13 protein-coding genes, 3 tRNA genes and 1 riboswitch are annotated in these 13,600 nt (G+C 72.9%); of the genes, 6 read left to right on the top strand and 10 right to left on the bottom strand.

Annotated features, from left to right (window positions below):
* Positions 1 to 65: 65 nt before the first annotated feature.
* From H291_RS0116350 to H291_RS0116340, 3 genes are all read left to right on the top strand, one after another.
* Positions 66 to 1,190, top strand: a complete 1,125-nt coding sequence (locus tag H291_RS0116350; protein WP_020016085.1) for a LacI family DNA-binding transcriptional regulator — start codon at positions 66 to 68, stop codon at positions 1,188 to 1,190.
* 67 nt (positions 1,191 to 1,257) lie between these two features.
* Positions 1,258 to 1,367: riboswitch (TPP riboswitch) on the top strand.
* Positions 1,361 to 2,704, top strand: coding sequence for an MFS transporter (locus H291_RS0116345; RefSeq protein WP_020016084.1), 1,344 nt, complete (start codon positions 1,361 to 1,363; stop codon positions 2,702 to 2,704). Its footprint overlaps the riboswitch before it by 7 nt.
* A 183-nt stretch (positions 2,705 to 2,887) precedes the next feature.
* Complete coding sequence (locus tag H291_RS0116340) at positions 2,888 to 4,174, top strand: C39 family peptidase (RefSeq protein ID WP_020016083.1); 1,287 nt, start codon at positions 2,888 to 2,890, stop codon at positions 4,172 to 4,174.
* Positions 4,175 to 4,293: 119 nt separating this feature from the next.
* On the opposite strand, the gene H291_RS30465 is transcribed toward H291_RS0116340, so the two are convergent.
* From H291_RS30465 to H291_RS0116305, 7 genes are all read right to left on the bottom strand, one after another.
* On the bottom strand, positions 4,294 to 6,573 hold the full coding sequence (locus H291_RS30465) for an N-acetylmuramoyl-L-alanine amidase (protein ID WP_157237096.1): 2,280 nt from the start codon (positions 6,571 to 6,573) through the stop codon (positions 4,294 to 4,296).
* 167 nt (positions 6,574 to 6,740) lie between these two features.
* Positions 6,741 to 7,163 carry a MaoC/PaaZ C-terminal domain-containing protein gene (locus tag H291_RS0116330; protein WP_020016081.1) on the bottom strand — a complete coding sequence of 141 codons (423 nt, stop codon included), beginning with the start codon at positions 7,161 to 7,163 and terminating at the stop codon, positions 6,741 to 6,743.
* A complete protein-coding gene (locus H291_RS0116325; protein WP_020016080.1) occupies positions 7,160 to 7,645 on the bottom strand; it encodes an FAS1-like dehydratase domain-containing protein in 486 nt (161 codons plus the stop codon). Before H291_RS0116325 ends, H291_RS0116330 begins: the two co-directional genes overlap by 4 nt.
* Before the next feature lie 23 nt (positions 7,646 to 7,668).
* Positions 7,669 to 7,839, bottom strand: a complete 171-nt coding sequence (gene rpmG, locus H291_RS0116320; protein WP_013837798.1) for a 50S ribosomal protein L33 — start codon at positions 7,837 to 7,839, stop codon at positions 7,669 to 7,671.
* Positions 7,840 to 7,923: 84 nt separating this feature from the next.
* Positions 7,924 to 8,000: transfer RNA gene (locus H291_RS0116315), tRNA-Met, on the bottom strand.
* An 85-nt stretch (positions 8,001 to 8,085) separates the two neighbouring features.
* Positions 8,086 to 8,158, bottom strand: a tRNA-Thr gene (locus H291_RS0116310).
* Between the two features lie 230 nt (positions 8,159 to 8,388).
* A tRNA-Tyr gene (locus H291_RS0116305) sits at positions 8,389 to 8,470 on the bottom strand.
* A 124-nt stretch (positions 8,471 to 8,594) separates the two neighbouring features.
* Between H291_RS0116305 and rarD the strand changes: the two genes are divergently transcribed.
* A complete protein-coding gene (gene rarD / locus H291_RS0116300) occupies positions 8,595 to 9,497 on the top strand; it encodes an EamA family transporter RarD (RefSeq protein WP_020016079.1) in 903 nt (300 codons plus the stop codon).
* 58 nt (positions 9,498 to 9,555) lie between these two features.
* Here rarD and H291_RS0116295 read toward each other — a convergent pair whose 3' ends face one another.
* On the bottom strand, positions 9,556 to 10,086 hold the full coding sequence (locus H291_RS0116295; RefSeq protein WP_020016078.1) for a carboxymuconolactone decarboxylase family protein: 531 nt from the start codon (positions 10,084 to 10,086) through the stop codon (positions 9,556 to 9,558).
* 95 nt (positions 10,087 to 10,181) lie between these two features.
* On the opposite strand from H291_RS0116295, the gene H291_RS0116290 reads away from it, so the two are divergent.
* The gene (locus H291_RS0116290; RefSeq protein ID WP_020016077.1) at positions 10,182 to 11,135 is read left to right on the top strand and encodes a sigma-70 family RNA polymerase sigma factor; all 954 of its coding nucleotides are present in this window, start codon (positions 10,182 to 10,184) and stop codon (positions 11,133 to 11,135) included.
* A gap of 28 nt (positions 11,136 to 11,163) precedes the next feature.
* Entirely contained in the window at positions 11,164 to 12,021 is an 858-nt protein-coding gene (locus H291_RS0116285) for a carbohydrate kinase family protein (RefSeq protein WP_026365825.1), read from the top strand.
* On the opposite strand, the gene H291_RS0116280 is transcribed toward H291_RS0116285, so the two are convergent.
* Both H291_RS0116280 and H291_RS0116275 read right to left on the bottom strand, forming a co-directional pair.
* The gene (locus tag H291_RS0116280) at positions 12,018 to 12,887 is read right to left on the bottom strand and encodes an HAD family hydrolase (RefSeq protein ID WP_020016075.1); all 870 of its coding nucleotides are present in this window, start codon (positions 12,885 to 12,887) and stop codon (positions 12,018 to 12,020) included. The two genes, H291_RS0116285 and H291_RS0116280, sit on opposite strands and share 4 nt — an antisense overlap.
* The gene (locus H291_RS0116275; protein ID WP_020016074.1) at positions 12,884 to 13,507 is read right to left on the bottom strand and encodes a TetR/AcrR family transcriptional regulator; all 624 of its coding nucleotides are present in this window, start codon (positions 13,505 to 13,507) and stop codon (positions 12,884 to 12,886) included. Before H291_RS0116275 ends, H291_RS0116280 begins: the two co-directional genes overlap by 4 nt.
* Positions 13,508 to 13,600: the final 93 nt, after the last annotated feature.

Raw genomic sequence — 13,600 nt, 5'->3', positions numbered from 1 at the left:
GGGATCAGCCCAGCAGATACCCGGGTCCTGCACCACCGGTGCCCGATGCGAGAGAAGGAACCGCGATGAACCGCCAGACCGTTGGCCGACCGACCCTCGCGAAGGTCGCCGAGCTGGCAGGTGTCTCCGTGTCCACCGCCTCGCTCGCGTTCTCCGGTGCGGGACCGATCACGCCCGAGACCCGGGAGAAGGTGCTGGCCGCCGCCCGGGAGCTCGAGTACTCGGGGCCCAACCCGCTGGGGCGCCAGCTCCGGTCGGGCCGCTCCGGGATCGTGGGCGTGGTGATCGGCGACCAGCTCGGCCGGTCGTTCCGGGACCCGGTGTCCACGCAGGTGCTGCACGGCCTCGTCTCCGCGATCGGCGAGCAGGGCCTGGGCGTGCTGCTCGTGCCCGGCATGCCGCAGGGCGCCACCGCGCAGTCCGTCGGGCTCGCGGCCGAGGCGGGGCTGCCCGCCGCCGTCGACCCGCTGGTCGAGGCCGCCGCGATGGACGTGGCCGTGCTCGTGTGGGGCATCCTGGAGGGCGACCCGAACCTGGCGGCGCTGCAGCGCCGGGGCGTGCCGGTCGTGATCGGCGAGGGGCACGAGGTGCCCGGGGTGCCCGTGGTCGGCGTCGACGACCGCCGCGGTGCGGCCGAGGCCGTGCGGCACCTGGTCGAGCTGGGCCACACCCGCATCGCGGAGATCGCGCTGCCGTTCGGGCGCGACGAGCGGTCGGGACTGGTCGACGCCGAGCGGCTCGCCGCCGCCGAGCGCACCCCCACCCGCAACCGTCTGGCCGGCGTGCGCGACGTGATCGAGCCTGTCATGTCGTGGGAGACGCCCGCCTCGCTCGTGGAGCACGGGCGGGACGCCGCCACCGAGATCCTCTCCGAGTGGGCACCCGCCCGGGACCGCCCGACGGCGATCATCGCGCACTCCGACCTGCTCGCGGCCGGCGCCGTGATCGCGGCGCGGGAGCTCGGTCTGCGCGTGCCCGAGGACGTGTCGGTAGCCGGGTTCGACGGGCTCGACCTGCCGTGGCTCTCCCCCGACGTGCTCACCAGCGTGCACCAGCCGCTGGTCGAGAAGGGCCGCGCGCTCGGGCTCGCGGTCATCGCGCTGCTGGCCGGCGAGCAGCCGGAGTCGGTGATGCTGCCGGTCAGCCTGGTCGAGGGCACGACGACCGGCCCCGTGCCCGACCTCGGCTGACCACGGGTCAGACACACAGGTCACCCGAGGGATCTGTACGTCTGACACGTGAGAGGCGCTAGGGTGGCGCCGACCACACGGGAGCCCGGAGGCACGGGCTGAGAGGACGCTGACGCCGCGTCGACCGTTGAACCTGCTCCGGGTCATTCCGGCGAAGGAAGTGAGCCTCGGTGACCGCTGCCCAGCAACCCGCCCACGCGCCCGTACCGTCCAGCCCGTCCAGCCCCGCCGGTGCGCCCGGAGCCGGCGGACCACCGCACCCCGGCGCCGCCCGCCGTGCCGTCCGCGGTGGCATCGGCGGCAACTACGTGGACCAGTTCGACATCTTCCTGCCGGTCGTCGCGCTCGCCCCGGCCTCGGCGGACCTGTTCGGGTCCGACGCCCTGGCGGCCAACGCCGGGCTCGTCTTCGTCGCCACGCTGCTCGGCCGCCCGCTCGGAGCCGCGCTCTTCGGCCCGCTCGCGGACCGCATCGGCCGCACCTCCACCACCCGCGTGGCCCTGGCCGGCGTCGCACTGACCACGCTGCTCATCGCGCTGGTGCCCGGTCACGAGGTGCTCGGCGCGGGGACCCTGGCGATCGTCGTGGCGCTGCGCTTTCTCGGCGGCATCTTCATCGGCGGCGAGTACACGTCGGCGATCCCGCTGGCCATGGAGTGGTCGGCGCCCCACCGCCGAGGGCTGCTCAGCGGGACGGCGATGAGCATGTCGCCGCTGGCCAACGCCACCATCTCGGCGCTCGTGCTGCTCCTGCTGAGCGTGCTCGACCCGGCGTCGTACAGTGCGTGGGGCTGGCGCCTGCCGTTCCTGGCGGGTGCCGCGCTGGCCGGGGCGATGCTCTGGTACTACCGCCGTGGCGGGGTGGCCGACTCCGCCGCGTGGACCGGTACCGCCAAGCGTCCGCGACCGCTGCGGGACGTGCTGTTCGGCGCCCACCGGCGGGCCCTCGGCCAGGTGCTGCTCATGATGACCGGACTGTGGCTGCTGACCAACATGTCGGTACCGACGCTCGCCACGGCGCTGCAGGGCGCCGGGGAGCTCGACGCGCGGGCCGTCTCGTTCATGATGATGTGCGGCACCGCCGTGTCCGCCGGGACGATGCTGGCGCTCGGCCACGTGTCGACGTCGGCGGGCCGGCGCGCGACGCTCGTGGCGGCGGGCGTGGTGGCCGCCGTCGCCGCTCCCGTGACGTACGCCGGGGTGTTCACGACGTCCGCCGTGCCGGTCACCGTGCTGCTGGTGGTCGCCCTGCAGGTGGTGGCCGTGAGCGGGTACGGACCGGTCGGCGCCTACCTCGCCGAGCGCTTCCCGACGGCGGTCCGGTCCAGCGGCTACGGCGTCGGCTACAGCCTGTCGATCGTGCTGCCCGCGCTCTATCCGTACTACCTGCCGCCGTTGCAGGCCGCGCTCGGGGAGCGGACCGCGGTGGCCGCGCTGCTCTGCCTGGGCGGCGTGCTGCTGGCGACGGGTGCGGCCCTCGGCCCGCGCACGGGCGCGCACGCCCCGCTCCCCTGAGCACCTCTTGCGCACGACGCGCTTTCGGCTGACGCCTAATTTGCTACTGTCCTGGCCCTCGCTCTGATAGGTAGGGTCCACGGCCCGCTCATCAAAGAGGGGCCCGGAGACAGGGAGACAGGCGTGTCGACACGGGGAAGACTGCGCAAGACGGCATTGGCACTGGTGACGACAGGAGCGCTCGTGACGCAGGCGGGGATCGCGGCGAGCGCCGCTCCGGCGACGGAGGCGGCAGGGCAGGGCACGGCGGCGTCGGACAACCAGATCACGCTGACCGCGTGGGACGGTGTGCGGGACTTCCGCGCGGGCGAGAGCTCCAACCTGCGGCCGGGCGCGCACGGCGGGCTGGTGCTGCGGGGCGGCGGGGAGATCGTCGAGTACACCGACCCGTTCGGTGACGGCACGCCCGTCAGCTACGAGACCGGCCGGTGGACCTCGCCGGTGGTCGAGACCGGGTACGCCATCGACGAGTCCGTGAGCTCGTGGAACGCGAAGACGCCCACGGGCACCTGGGTCGAGATCGAGTTCCGCGGCCGCAAGGCCGACGGGACCTGGACCAAGTGGTTCGTCATGGGCCGCTGGGCCTCGGACGACGAGTTCGCTCCCGCCGACGGCGGCGTCGGCGACATCCACCGCACCTCCGTGAACGGCCAGACCGACGACGACGCGTACCTGTTCACGGACACGTTCGTCGCGAAGTCCGGCAACGAGCCGGAGGCGTTCCAGACCCGGGCCACGCTGTACCGGCCCGAGGGCACGCGGGTCTCCCCGCGGCTCGACTCCGTGAGCACGATGACGAACGAGTACCTGCCCGACACGCACTACACGGGTACGAGCGACTTCACGCTCGGGCGCGAGGTGTCGCTCGACGTGCCGCAGTACAGCCAGAACATCCACCGCGGCGAGTACCCCGAGTTCGGCGGCGGCGGCCAGGTGTGGTGCTCACCGACGTCGTCGACGATGGTGATCTACTCCTACGGGCGCGAGGTGCCGGCCGAGGAGCTGGAGGGCATCGAGGCCCCGAACGGCGACCCGCAGGTCGACTACGCCGCGATGAACACCTGGGACTACACGTACGAGGGCGCCGGCAACTGGCCGTTCAACGCCGCCTACGCGAGCACGTTCGGCCTGGAGTCGTTCGTGACCCGGCTGCGCTCGCTCGCGGAGGCCGAGAAGTTCGTCGCGGCCGGCATCCCGCTGGTCTTCTCGATCAACTTCGAGGCCGAGGAGATGCCGGAGGCCGGGTACGAGACGGACGGGCACCTCGTGGTGCTGCGCGGGTTCACCGCCGACGGCGACCCGATCCTGAACGACCCGCACGGGGCGACCAACGACGCCGTCCGCGTCGTGTACACGCGGGAGAACTTCGAGCGGGTCTGGCAGACCTCGACCGACGGCCTCACGTACGTCTACCACCCGAAGGACGTGAAGCTGCCGCGCAACCTGCCGGGGGTCACCCCGAACTGGTGAGCCGGGTCGCCCTGGCCGTCCGGCCGGGCGCGGGCAGAACGTACGCACGCGGGGTGCGTTGCGCACGGTAGACATCGTCTACTGCGCGCAACGCACCCCGCGTGCGTATCAGCTCCCCGTCAGCGGCCCGCCACGCGCCGCGGCTCCGAGGTGTACGACGCCGACGTGTACCCGTCCGCGGAGACCGTCACCTCGACCGTCAGCTCCGCGCCGCGGTCGCGGCCTGTCACCAGGTACCGGCTGCCGGTCGCCCAGCGCACCGGCTCGCCGTCGCGCAGCCACCGGTAGGCCACGTCGACGTCGCCCGGCAGGTACGACCCGGGATCGGCGGTCAGGAAGCGACCTGCCTTGGCCTTGCCCTCGATCGACGGCCCCGCCACGTCCGCGACCACCGGGTCGTGGAGCTCGACGTCGGCCGCGTTGACGTACACGTGCCGGTGCGCCAGCCACACCTGGTAGTAGACGTCGTCGCCGCGCACGACCGTGCGGTCGCCCGGCCCCGAGCCGTCGAAGGTGGCGGCCCGGTAGTAGTCGGCGGCCACGTCGTCGTCGGACACGGCGTACGTCTGCCCGACGCCGACCGTGTACTCGATCGGGGTGACCTCCTGCACCGGCACGTCCGGGTGCGCCTCGTAGGCGGCCGCCTCCGGGTAGGCCCGGCCGAACACCGGCGCCGGGGCGTCACCCGCGACGGTGATCGTCTGCGCCGTCGTCGGCACCACGACCGGCCGGTCGGCAGGGTTGTGCAGCCAGACCAGCGCACCGGCCCACCACACGCCGAGCCAGTCGCCCTCGACCCGGTCGACGACGAGCTTGTGCCCCGACTGCACGCGCGCGCTCACGTCGCTCGCGTAGGTGGTGCCGTCGGCGCCGTCCGGCTTCCAGCCCGGGTCCTTCGCCAGCGCGGCGTCCTGGGAGGGCTCCTGGTACAGGTAGCGGAAGTTGGTCCCCGCGCCCTCGACGCAGTCGCCCGAGGTCGGCGACGCCTCCTCGCAGCCCGTCACCGTGTTGGGGTTGTCGGCGTAGCCCGTGCGCACCTCGACGACGTCGCCCGGCGCGACGTCCGTCGTCGCCTCCAGGTCGCCGCCGATGGGCGCGCCCAGCAGCTCGAAGTAGTGGTCCCAGTCCCAGTAGGGGCCCGGGTCCCAGTGCACGTTCTTGGTGTAGCCCGGCAGGATGCCCGGCACCTGGTCGTGCCCGATGACGTGGGCGCGGTCGAGCGGGATGTCGTGCTCCTCCGCGAGGTACCGCACCAGCGCGGCCGAGGACTGGTACATCGCCTCCGTGTACCAGGAGCCCGTGCCGGCCCAGCCCTCGTGCTCGAGGCCGATCGAGTGCATGTTCATGAACCAGTTGCCCGCGTGCCAGCCGACGTCGGCCGGGTCGAGGTGATTGGCCACGTGCCCGTCGGAGGACCGCAGGGTGTAGTTCCAGGCCAGATAGGTCGGGTCCTGCACCAGGTTGACCGACGGCTGGTAGGCCGTCTCGGTGTCGTGGATCAGGATGTAGTCGATCGACGGGCCGCCCGCGCCCGTGCGGTCGGCCTGGTCGTGGTTGCCGTAGTCCCCGGTGCCGTCCGGGTCGTCCGCGGAGGCCTTCTCGTACGGGGCGGGGAGCCACTCGCAGCCCAGGTCGGCGGGACAGTCCGCCCCGGGGTCGCTCGTCGCCCGAGCCTTCGGCACGACGACGTCCGGGTTGCCGGTGAGGATCACCGGACCGTCCGCGGGGGTCGTGGTGCCCGCGCCACGCCGCAGCGTCGTGAAGACGCCGGCCGCGAAGCCTTCGATGTCGCTCATGCGGGACACCGCGTCCTCCCAGGCGGTCAGGTCGTCGGCCTTGGCGGCGTCGGCCTGGGCGGCGGGCGTCGCCGCGGCGCCGTCGCGCTCCGCCTGGGCCTGGTACGACGCCAGGAGGGCCGCGCCGCCGCAGACGTTCGCCTGCGCGTCGGACTTCAGCGTGGCCTCGTCGAGGCCGGTCAGCGCGGCGGCCCGGGTCAGCTCGGCGGTGCCCTCGCGGGCCGGGCCCGCCTTGTCGGTCACGGCGGAGAGCGGCAGGCCCTCGCCGTGCGCGTGGCCGAGCGCCGGGCCGGCCTCCAGGTTGAACACGCCGTAGCCGCCGTCGGCGCTGGCCTGGCCCGCGTGCTGGTCCCAGCGGGACTCCAGGTACGACACTGCCTTGAGCAGGTCCTCGGGCACCCCCGTGGCCTCGGCGGCCGCGCCGAACGCCTCGTCGAGCGAGCCCGCGGCCAGCACCGGGGCGCACGCCACGACGTCGTCGGCGCGCGGTGCCGCTGCGGGAGAGGCGGTCGCCGCACCGGCGGCGGCCGCGGAGAGCGGGATGAGCGGAAAGAGCACCCCGGCCGCGGTGGCCAGGGCTGTGATACGTCGTCGAGACGTCACGCGGAATTCCTCTCGTCGGGTCCGTACAACTCCGGACGAGAGCATCACACCTGATGCGGGTACGCATGAGGAAGGGTTTAAGGGTTAAAAATTGGTTACCCCGACGAACTGTTCGCGGGGCGGCCGCCGCACGGGGCGACCGGGGCGCCGTCGGGCGCCGAAGGGCGTCAGAGGCGGACGAGCACCTGGGTGCGGCCCAGGACCTTGCCGCCGTCGACCGTGACGACGAGGTCCACGCGGACCGTTCCGGCCTCGGCGTCGACCACGCCGACCGTGCCCACGACGTCGACCTGGGCGGTGCCCGGGTTGGGCACCTCGACGGGCTTGGTGAACCGCGTCTGGTAGTCGACGACGGCACCCGGGTCGCCCGCCCAGTCCACGACCAGGCCGACGACGCTGCCCATGGTGAGCATGCCGTGCGCGATGACGCCGGGCAGGCCCGCGCCCACGGCGAACTTGTCGTTCCAGTGGATCGGGTTCAGGTCGCCGCTGGCGCCCGCGTACCGGACGAGGGCCGCGCGGTCGAAGGTGACGGTGCGGCTGCCGATCACGTCGCCGACGGCGAGCGTCGCGATGTCGGGGCGGCTCATGCGTCCTCACCTCGGATGGCCAGCGTGGAGACGACGGTGGCGACGTGCTCGCCGGGGCCCTCGGCCTCGGGCGAGGGCACCTCGACGTGCTGGGGCATCGCGTAGATCTCGCAGCGCGTGGTCACCATGCTGATCGCCCCGCGGACGACGACGCGGTCCACGTGCAGCACCGTCGTGAGCTCGTCGCCGGCGACGATCGGGCGGTGGTGCGTGAAGCGCTCGTCCGCGTGGACCACGCGCGTGAAGTCGATCTGCGCCTCGGGGTCGCTGATGTACTGCGACTCCGCGCGCTGCGCCACGACCACGGCGAACGTGGGCGGGGCGACAAGGTCCGGATAGCCAGAACCCCGCGCCGCCACGAGATCGTGGTGCGCGGGGTGCGTGGCACCGACGGCAACAGCGAACTCGCGGATCTTCTCGGGGCCTACGGAGTAGGGAGCGTTGGCCGGGTAGGACCGGCCCTCGAAATCAGCGTTCGCCACGTCGGTGTGAAGCTACGAGAGACTCAGCGGGTCTCGCGGTGCGACGTGTGCTTGCCGCAGCGCGGGCAGAACTTCGCCAGCTCCAGGCGGTCCGGGTCGTTCCGCCGGTTCTTCTTCGTGATGTAGTTCCGCTCCTTGCAGTCCACGCACGCCAGCGTGATCTTCGGGCGGACATCCGCGCTCTTGCTTGCCATGGCTCTCACCTCCGCGCCTCGAGAGGGAGGCGCCATGTGTCTTCTCGTCGCCCGGCAAAAGGGTGCCGGGCGGATGTACTTGCTTGGTAGCGAGGGCGGGGCTCGAACCCGCGACCTCACGATTATGAGTCGTGCGCTCTGACCAGCTGAGCTACCCCGCCGCGCGTGACTGAACGCGAGGCCGTCCGCCGTTGCTCCCCACCGGCTAGCCGGTGAGGTAGGCGTACGACCCCGCGTCGATCACAGAGCCCCGAAAGGGAATCGAACCCTTGACCTTCTCCTTACCATGGAGACGCTCTGCCGACTGAGCTATCGGGGCGGCGAGGAAGACTCTACATGCCCTCCGGCCTGGCGTGAAATCGAATCGGGTGTGAGGTGCGCCGCGCAGGTCGCGAGCCCGGTCCGGACCCTGCGGTTGGGCCAGAAACCAGGGCCAGGACCCGCGTACGACCTCGGCCACGCAGACGCGCAGCCCGGCCGCACCGGCACGAACCCGACAACGAAACAGGGCGTGACCAACGATGTCGGTCACGCCCTGTTTGCTTCACGTGGCTGGTGAGGGATTCGAACCCCCGAAGGCTGAGCCGTCTGATTTACAGTCAGATCCCTTTGGCCGCTCGGGCAACCAGCCGTGAACGGTGCCAACCATAGCCCCCACGAGGCCCCGGCGAGAAATCGAAATCGGGTCCGGCCTGGTGACGAGCCCCACAGCCCGTTCGCGACCCGCACGAGCGCGCGAGTTCTATGGTGACGCCGTGACACAACAACAGGATCGCTGGGGGCTCCCCCTCGGCATCGGCGCCTACCTGCTCTGGGGCGGGATGCCGCTGTTCTTCCCGCTCCTGGAGCCGGCCGGCCCCCTGGAGATCGTGGCGCACCGCATCGTGTGGAGCCTGCTCTTCTGCCTGATCGCGCTCGCCGCGCTGCGCCAGCTCGGCGACTTCCGCACGGCGCTGCGGTCGCCGCGCATCCTGGGCACGTTCGCCGTCGCGGCGGCCCTGATCGTCGTCAACTGGGTCGTGTACGTGTACGCCGTCCTCAGCGACCGCGTGCTCGACGCCGCCCTGGGCTACTTCATCAACCCCATCGTCACCGTGCTGCTCGGCGTGCTGGTGCTGCGCGAACGCCTGCGGCCCGTGCAGTGGATCGCGATCGCGTGCGGCGCCGCGTCCGTCGTCGTGCTGTCCACGGGGCTGGGTGGGCTGCCCTGGATCTCGCTGACCCTCGCGCTCTCCTTCGGCCTCTACGGGCTCGTGAAGAACCGCGTGGGCCGCACCGTCGCGGCCCTGCCCGGCCTGGCCGTCGAGACGGCGGTCGCCACCCCGTTCGCGCTGGCCTACCTGCTCTGGCTGGGCAGCGCGGGCACGTTCACGAGCGAGGGCACCGGGCACGCGCTGCTGCTGATGTCGGCCGGCATCGTGACCGCCCTGCCGCTGCTCCTGTTCGGCGCCGCCGCCCGGCGGCTGCCGCTGTCCGTGGTCGGCATGCTGCAGTACCTCGCGCCGGTGCTGCAGTTCCTCGTGGGGCTGCTGGTGTTCGGGGAGCACATGCCGCCGGCCCGCTGGGCCGGGTTCGCGCTGGTGTGGGTCGCGCTGATCCTGCTCACGGTCGACGGCGTCCGGCAGGCCCGTAAGGCGCCGCGCCTCGGGCGGGGCTGACGCCGGTCGAGCTTGTCGGGGCCGGGGGTCTCGACAAGCTCGACCAGCGGTCACGGAGTCACCAGGTGCCCGGGACCTGGCGGGTCGTGACGTTGAGGCGGTTGAACAGGTTGGTGACGCCGACGTGCAGCACGAGTGCCGCGAGCGCCTTCTCGTCCCAGTGCTCGGCGGCGCGGTCCCAGACGGCGTCCGGCACGCCCTCCGCGCTGTCCGCGAGGCGGGTCATCGCCTCGGCGAGCTCGATCGCCGCGCACTCGGCCTCGCTGAGGTAGGGCGACTCGCGCCAGGCGGCGACGGACGCCAGACGGTCCTCCGACTCGCCGGCCTTGCGGGCCTGGCGCATGCCGTACTCGATGCACCAACCGCAGCCGTTGATCTGGCTGACGCGCAGGTGCACCAGCTCGAGGGTGGTCGCGGGGACACCCTGGCCGTGGGCGAGCTTCCCCAGCTCAGGAAGCGCCTTCAGGGCGCCCGGCACCAGCAGCGCCGGGTTCTTCGCACGGGGCGTCACCGTCCGCAGGTGGGGGGTGCCGGATGCCTGGAGGTCGAGGTGCTGGGCCAGTTCCTGAGCGGTGGTCTCGGTGGTCATCGCGGTCCTCTCGTCGTGGCCGGGTTCCGGCCAGTCACATCGGCGCCCTGCGCGCCGTCACACCGATGACGAACCCCCGAACGAGGATGTGACAGATGACCCCCGACGACCTCGCCCGCACCTTCGAGCAGCACCGGCCCCGCCTGCGGGCGGTGGCCTACCGGATGCTCGGCAACCCCGACGACGCCGACGACGCGCTGCAGGAGGCCTGGCTGCGCCTGAGCCGCACCGGCGACGAGGGCATCGACAACCTCGCCGGCTGGCTGACCACGGTGACCGGCCGGATCTGCCTCGACATGCTCCGCTCCCGGAACACGCGCCGCGAGGACCCGCTGCCGTCGGGTGCCCCCGACGACGTCGCGCCGGAGATCCTGGACGACGCCTCTCCCGACCCGGTGCGCGAGGCCGAGCTGGCCGACGTCGTCGGGGTGGCGATGCAGGTGGTGCTGGAGAGCCTCGACCCGGCCGAGCGCCTCGCGTTCGTGCTGCACGACCTGTTCGCCGTGCCGTACGAGCAGATCGCCCCCGTGCTGGGCCGCTCGGTCGCGGCGTCTCGCCAGCTGGCGAGCCGCGGACGGCGCCGGGTGCAGTCCGGACCCGGGGCGCAGCACGCCGCCGGTGAGGACGCGGCGGACGACGCCGGCTCCCGCGCCGCCGCCCCGGGAAAGACGGACCGGCAGGTGGTCGAGGCGTTTCTCCTGGCGTCCCGCACGGGCGACCTCGCGGGACTGCTGGCCGTGCTCGCGCCGGACGTGGTGCTGCGCGCCGACCAGGCCGCCCTCGCGGCGGCGGCCGAGGCCGCGGACCGCGGCGCTCCCCTGCTGGCCCGCGAGGTGCGCGGGGCCGCGGCCGTGGCCGAGGCGTTCCGCGGCCGGGCGGGCGCAGCGGTGCCCGCACTCATCGACGGCTCCGTGGGGTTCGCGTACGCGCCGGGCGGCACGCCACTCGGCCTGTTCGCGGTGGTCGTGCACGACGGGCACATCGTGGCCGTCGACATGATGAGCGACCCGGCCACGGTCGCCGGCGCGCACGTGCTGCTGCTCCCCTGACTCCTTCCGCTGATGGGAGGGTGTGCGCATGAACTCTCCTCGCACCGTCGTGGCCGGGCCCGCGACCTGGAACACGATGGTCCGGCTCGACCGCCTGCCCGACCCGCGCCCGCACACGCTGTTCGCGCGCGGGTCGGTGCGCACGCTGGGCGGGACGAGCGCCGGCAAGATCCTGAACCTGGCCGACCTCGGCGTGGCGAGCACGCTCGTGGCCGACGTCGGGACGGATCCCGAGGCGGACCTGATCCTGCAGGCGCTCGGGCACGCGCGGGGCGCGGAGGTGCTCGCGCGGCGCGTGGCCGGGCCGTCGGAGCAGCACCTGAACCTGATGACCGACGCCGGCGAGCGCCTCTCGATCTACCTCGCGGTGCCCGAGGCGTCGCCGGAGCCGGACCCCGCGGCAGTCGCACGCGTGGCGGCCGCGGAGCACGTGGTGCTGGACCTGAGCGCCGTCGGGCAGGCCCTGCTGCCGGCCGCCGTGGCGGGCGGTGCCACGCTCTGGACGGACCTGCACGACTACGACGGCGTGGCCGAGTTCCACCGGCCGTTCGCCGACGCGTGCTCGTTCGTCTTCCTCAACGACGACGGCACGGACGACCACCGCGCGCTCATGACGACCCTGCTGGAGCGGGGCGCGAGCACGGTGGTGTGCACGCTCGGCGCGCGGGGCGCCGTGGCGCGCACGGCGGACGGCTGGTTCGAGACGCCGGCGGAGCCCACCGAGGTGGTGGACACCAACGGCGCCGGGGACGCGTTCTTCGCCGGGTTCTTCGCGGCGCACCTGGGCGGCGCGGGCACCGCGGAGTGCCTCAAGGCGGGCGCGAGGCAGGCGACGCGCGCCCTGGGCACGCGCCACCTCAGCCCGCTGCTGGACGAGCCGGCCTAGGCGCGGTCCAGGCCGCGGGCGAGCAGGGTCGCGAGCTCCTCGGCCACGCCGTCGGCGTCGTGGTGCCCGACGACGGCGTCCGCGCAGGCCAGCACGTCCGCGTGGGCGTTGGCCACCGCGATGCCGCGGCCCGCCCACGTGAGCATCGGCAGGTCGTTGGGCATGTCGCCGAAGGCCCAGACGTCGGCGGCGTCGACGCCGAGGCGCGTGCACCAGCGGGCGAGCGCGGCGGCCTTGTCGACGCCGGGCGGCATGAGCTCGGCCAGGCCGACGGCGCCGGAGTACGCCAGGTGCGCGTACTCCCCCACGGCGGCGCGGACGGCGGTGAAGAACTCCTCCTGCGCCAGCCGGATGTCCTCCGGCGGGTCCAGGAGGATGCCCGGCGGCGGTATGCGCGCAGGGTCGAGCGCCAGGATCTTGGACACCGGGCCGCGAGCGCCGAGCGTCTCCTCGACCGGCACCGACCAGAGGCCGGGGTCCAGCGCGGGCTCACGCTTCGGGTAGGCCGGGTCGAACGCGACGCCGTCGGGCCGCTCGAAGGCGAGGGCGGCGTGGGGCAGCGCGGTGCGGATGCCGGTCACGACGGCGCGCACGGCGTCGTCGTCGAAACCGCAGGTCTCGAGGGTCTCGCCGGTGGCGAGGTCGAGCACGCACGCCCCGCCGATGCAGATGACACGGCCGTGGCCGCCCACGGTGTCGGCGAGGTGGTCGAGCCAGCGCGGGGGCCGGGCGGTGACGAAGACGACCTCGACGCCAGCGGCGTCCAGGTCGGCGAGGACCTGGCGGGTGCGGTCGGAGACCTTGCCGTCGCTGCGCAGGAGCGTGCCGTCGAGGTCGGTCGCGACGACCCGGGGCAGGCCGGTCATGGCTCGGCCCGGACGCCGGCGGCGGGCAGGATGACCTGGTCGATGTTCGAGATCAGGAAGTCGCGGTCGACGGGCCGGCCCAGCATGAGCACGCTGTAGGCGACGAGCGCGGGGCCGATGATGCAGAGCTTCTCGACGTCGATGTCGGCCGGGACCTCGCCGCGCTCGATGGCGCGGCGGAAGAAGATGCGGTTGACCGTGGCGCGCGGCTCGACGAGCGCCTCCTGCGCGGCGGCGGCCAGCTCGGGGCTGCGCGCGATCATCGACACGATCCCGGCCATCACCTTGAGCTTGCGCTCGCCGTCGCGGATGCTCGGCGTCCGGATCATCGCGACGAGGTCGCCGCGCAGGGTCCCGGTGTCCGGCAGGTCGTCGAGGTCGATCTCGCCCTGCTTCATGCACGCGACGGCGTCGAGCACGAGCTCGGCCTTGGACGACCACCGGCGGTAGACGGTCGCCTTCCCGGCCTTGGCGCGGGTGGCCACCATGTCGATGGTCATGCCGTCGTAGCCGGACTCGGACAGCACCTCGAGCGCGGCGTCCAGGATCTCGGGGTCGCGGGTGTGGTCCCTCTTGCGTCCGAGCCGGGGCTTTGCCTCGGTCTGCTGGACATCCGTCATCGCTGTCGCCCTCCTCGCTGCACTGTCCGACCTTACCTTCGGGTTAATACTGAACCAACGGTATCCGGAACTCGATAGTTCCGTATATGCTGC

Source organism: Promicromonospora sukumoe 327MFSha3.1 (assembly GCF_000385135.1).
Lineage (GTDB): Bacteria > Actinomycetota > Actinomycetes > Actinomycetales > Cellulomonadaceae > Promicromonospora > Promicromonospora sukumoe_B.
Note: the sequence above shows the minus strand (reverse complement) of the source record. Positions and strands in the feature narration are given on the sequence as shown.